Source organism: Micromonospora sp. M51 (assembly GCF_018070305.1).
Classification (GTDB): Bacteria; Actinomycetota; Actinomycetes; order Mycobacteriales; family Micromonosporaceae; genus Micromonospora; species Micromonospora parva.
On sequence record NZ_JAGPXZ010000547.1, the window covers coordinates 1 to 4315 of the forward strand.

Here is a 4315-nt window from a genome sequence, read left to right on the forward strand (position 1 = left end):
CCCGCCCCCCGCCTTCCGCGTCAGGGTCGGGGGAGGCGCATAGCCATCGTCGGGGCCTCGGCCATCACCGAGGTGGGGGTGAACGGGGCACCGGTGGGCAGCTCCTCGGCCCGACCGATCTGCACGCCGGGGTACAGCTCCACCATGTCGTTCTCGCCGAGCACCCGGGACTGCTGCGGGGCCAGCGGGATCCGGTCCGACTCGGCCATCGAACCGGCCGGGCGGATGCCGGAACCGTTGGTGCTGACGTCGGTCACGATGACCTCGCCGACCCGCAGCTCGAAGCGGACGTGACCACGGCTGATCCAGCGTCGGGCCTCGTCGTTGAGCCACTGCCCGAGCATGATCCCGCCGTCCTGCTCGGGGGCCCGGCCAGCCACCACCGGCTGCTCCTCGCTGAGCACGAACCGCCGCCGGACGAGGCCGCCGACGCGCACCGCGAGCACCTCGGTACGCGGGCGCGGCCCGGCGTCGCCGAGCCGTGCGCCGTGCCGGGGGCAGGTCGGCACGCCGTTGCGCAGCGCGGGCGGCGGCTGCGCCGCGGGGCTGCGGTCGGCACCGCCGGCCAGGTCGGCGAACGCGCCGCCCCCACCACCGCCGCCGAACAACGCGCAGCCCGACTCCGGGCAGCGCCACTGGCGGGCCAGCAGCTTCACGCCGGTCGGCGAACGCTTGCCGGCCACCGGCGCGTGACCCCCGCCGACGTGCGCGATGAACACCGGCCCACCGGCGCCGGGGACCGGAGCGACCACCCGACCGGGCTGCTCGACCAGCCACGGGAACCGACCGCGCAACCCGTCGAAGCGGACCCGGCTGAGCACCGGCAGACCGAGCAGGTCGGCGACCTCCAACATCCGGTCACCCGGGTTGTCGAGCACCTCGACGAGCCCGTCGTCGGCCCAGCGGCGGACCACCATCCGTTCGTTGGAGGTGAGGTCAGCGTCGGAGAGTAATGCCCGGTGCACCACCGCGTAGACCTGGACGCTGTCCTCCTCCAACTCGCGGGAGAGCGCGTCGATGACCATGCCGAGGCGCAGCAGGCTGGCCGGCCGACCACCATCAATGTCCTGGTAGCGGATCACCTCGGCCAGGTCGACCACGGCCCGGGCCAGCGACGGGTCGGTGCAGACCCGCCCCTCGATGGCGTCCAGCACCTTGCTGATCTCGAATCTCATGCCACGCTCCCGACGATGTCGTCGATCCGCCGGGTCGGGGACCAGCCCGTCAGCCCGCCCAGCTCATCTCGCACCGCTCCCGCGGTGAGCAGGTCTGCCATGCGCCGACCCTACCGGGGACGACGGACGGCATCGACCAGCGGTAGCAGGGTGTCGATCGACCCGGTACGCAGGCGGGGGCGGTGCCGCCCGGCACCGCCCCCGCCTTCCCCCTGGTGTGTTCAGCCGCGCAGCGGCCGCCCCACCTCGTGCAGATGACCGAGTGCCTGCCGGTACGACTCGACCAACCCGGTCTCGGCGTACGGGATGCCCTGCTCGACGCAGTAGGCCCGGACGATCGGCTGGGCCCGGCGCAGGTTGGCGCGCGGCATGTTCGGGAACAGGTGGTGCTCGATCTGGTAGTTGAGACCGCCGAGCGCGGTGTCCACCAGCCGGCTGCCCCGCACGTTGCGGGAGGTCAGCACCTGCTTACGCAGGAAGTCCAGCTCGTCCTCGGCGGTCGGCATCGGCATGCCCTTGTGGTTCGGCGCGAACGCGCAGCCCATGTAGAGGCCCCACAACGCCTGGTGCACGACGGCGAAGAGCAGCGCCTTGACCGGGGACATGACAGCCAACAGCAGTGCCACGTACGCGGCGGTGTGCACGACGAGCAGTGCCGCCTCGACCGCCCGGTGCCGCATCGGGACGGTGTACCCGCCGTTCGGCTCCCGGCCGATGATCGCCCGGATGCTCGCCACGTGCAGGTTCAAACCCTCCAGCAGGAGCATCGGGAAGAAGAGGTACGCCTGCCGCTTGGCCATCCAGCGACCGATCCCACGGGTCTCCAACGCCTGCTCGGGGGTCCACACCAGGGCACCCGCGCCGACGTCCGGGTCCTCGTCCTCGTGGTTCGGGTTGGCGTGGTGCCGGTTGTGCTTGTCGACCCACCACCCGTAGCTGATCCCCACCGCCACGTTGCCGGCGAACAGACCCACCAGTTCGCTGGGACCACGCCGACGGAACATCTGGCGGTGCCCGGCGTCGTGACCGAGGAACGCGACCTGGGTGGTGGCCACCGCCATCAGTGCCGCCAGCGGGAGCTGCCACCAGGAGTCGCCGAGCAGGAACACGGCCACCCAGCCGGCCACGAACGCACCGAGGGTGAACGCGATGCGGGTGACATACCAGCCGGGACGCCGCTCCAGCAGGCCCGCCTGGCTGATCCGTCGGGACAACTGTGCGTAGTCACTACCTCGCCGTCGTACCGGCGGTTCCGCCACCGCTCCGAGCGCCATCGCTGCTCCCGTTCCGCTTGCGCCCGTACCAGGGTGGTTCGGGCTTAATGTCAAGTCTCCCGATCGCGGTAGCGCTGAGTAACCCCGACAACCCCCGAATAGTGGGTAGGGCAGGCCCTACCTTCCTGACTTCAAACTCAACTCAGCCGCCCAACTGCCGCGCGCAGTCGAGCCAGGTCACGTCGACGTCGCTCGTAGGTGGCGGCGAGCCCGACCAGCGCCAGCCCGCCGACCCCCAGATAGATCCACCGGGGCAGCAGATCCCACCCCCGGGCCACCTCGTACAGTGCCAACAGCGTCAGCACCCCGCCGCCGAGCAGCACCGGCGCCTGCCACCGGCGGGTCGCGCCGGCGAGCACCACGCCGACCGCCGCCGCGCCGAGGAGCAGTCGCCGCCACGGCTGCGGGTCTGGCCCGGCCAGCACCGACACGAGACTGGGCAGCAACGCCGCCACCAGCCCCGGGCCGAGAGCCGGCCAGCTGGTCAGCCCCGGCCGGGTACGCAGCGCCAGCAGACCCGCGCCGACGGCGAGCGCCGCAGCCGGCAGTGTGTACGCCTCCAGCACCGTCACCCCACCGGCGGCCAGCAGCACCCAGGCCCCGAGCAACTCGCTGCCGGCGGCGATCCCGGCGAACGCCCACCGTCGACCGGCCGGTTCACCCCGGCGCAGCAGTCGCAGCGCGACGGCGACACCCCAGAGCACGCAGAGGGTGGCGAGATGCCGTGCCACCTCGACGGCGAACACCGCCGCCACCAGCGCGACAGCCTGCGCGGCGGCATCCAGCACCCGTCCCAGCCGGGCCCGCGCCGGGGTGAGCGCCGCAGCGGCCAGCGCCACCGCGGCCACCCCCAACAGTGGGTACGCGGCCGCCCGCAACGGCAGCCCGCCGGCGAGCGGGGCGGTCACCGCCAACGCGGACGCCGCACCCACGGCGGCGAGACAACCGACGACCCGTACCGCGGACCTGCGCGCCCCGACGGCGACCGCGACCGCCGCCACCAGCAGCACCGCCTCGGCCGCGAGCGTCGCCGCCCGGGTGGCCAGCAGACCCGCCACACCGGATGCCACCAGCACCACGCCCACCGGTACGGCGACCGGGGCGAGCACCGGGCGGGGCGGGGCCAGCGCGGTGAACAGCAGCGCGGCCAGCCCGGCGAGCAGAACGGCGGCCGGCAGCACCGGCCAGGGCGCCCCGATCGCGATGAGCAGCACCGGCAGCGCCGCCGCGACGAACGGCAGGGCGGCCGGCACCGGCAGCCCCACCCGCCGACCGGCCAGCGCCCCGGCCACCGCCAGCACGACCAGCGCGAACCCCACCGGGAGCACCGTCGGGTCGGCGACGACAGCCGGAACCCCCGACCACACCCGGCCCCGCCCGCCGTGCGGCGACCCGAGCGCGGTCAGCACCGTCGGCAGGGCCACCAGAACGGCCACCGCCGCCAGCGTCCCGCCCGCAGCCAGCAACAGCGCCGACCGGGCCGGCTCGCGCTCGGCTGCCGAAGGCCGGTCCCCGAGGGCCACCGGACCGGAGTCGCTCACCGACGGCGCCCAGCAGGCGACGACCGCGACGCCCAGCGCCGCCAGGGCGGCGTACAACGCGAGTGGTTCGTCACCCGCCCCGACCAGCGGCGCGAGGGCGGGCACGGCCACCGCGACGACGGCGCCGGTCTGCGCGTACCCGGTCAGCTCCACCCGGTGACGACGCGCCGCGAGCGCCGCGACCAGCGACAGCCCGGCCCCCGCCAGCGCGAGCCGGGCCTGCCACCACGGCGGGGCGCCCGCGGCGAACAGCGCCACCGCCGCGATCGCGGGCAGCGTGAGCTGCCCGACCAGCAGACCCGCACCGGCCACCTCGCGGTACGCC

3 protein-coding genes are annotated in these 4315 nt (G+C 74.3%); all 3 read right to left on the reverse strand.

The window, feature by feature from the left end:
- Positions 1-20 precede the first annotated feature (20 nt).
- Positions 21-1175: an FHA domain-containing protein gene (locus KBX53_RS24185; protein WP_030333055.1), complete on the reverse strand. Its 1155-nt coding sequence runs from the start codon at positions 1173-1175 to the stop codon at positions 21-23.
- Between the two features lie 221 nt (positions 1176-1396).
- Entirely contained in the window at positions 1397-2449 is a 1053-nt protein-coding gene (locus KBX53_RS24190) for an acyl-CoA desaturase (RefSeq protein WP_210861813.1), read from the reverse strand.
- A gap of 137 nt (positions 2450-2586) precedes the next feature.
- Positions 2587-4315: SCO7613 C-terminal domain-containing membrane protein (locus tag KBX53_RS24195; protein ID WP_369010011.1), on the reverse strand; the 1729-nt coding region annotated here is incomplete at its 5' end.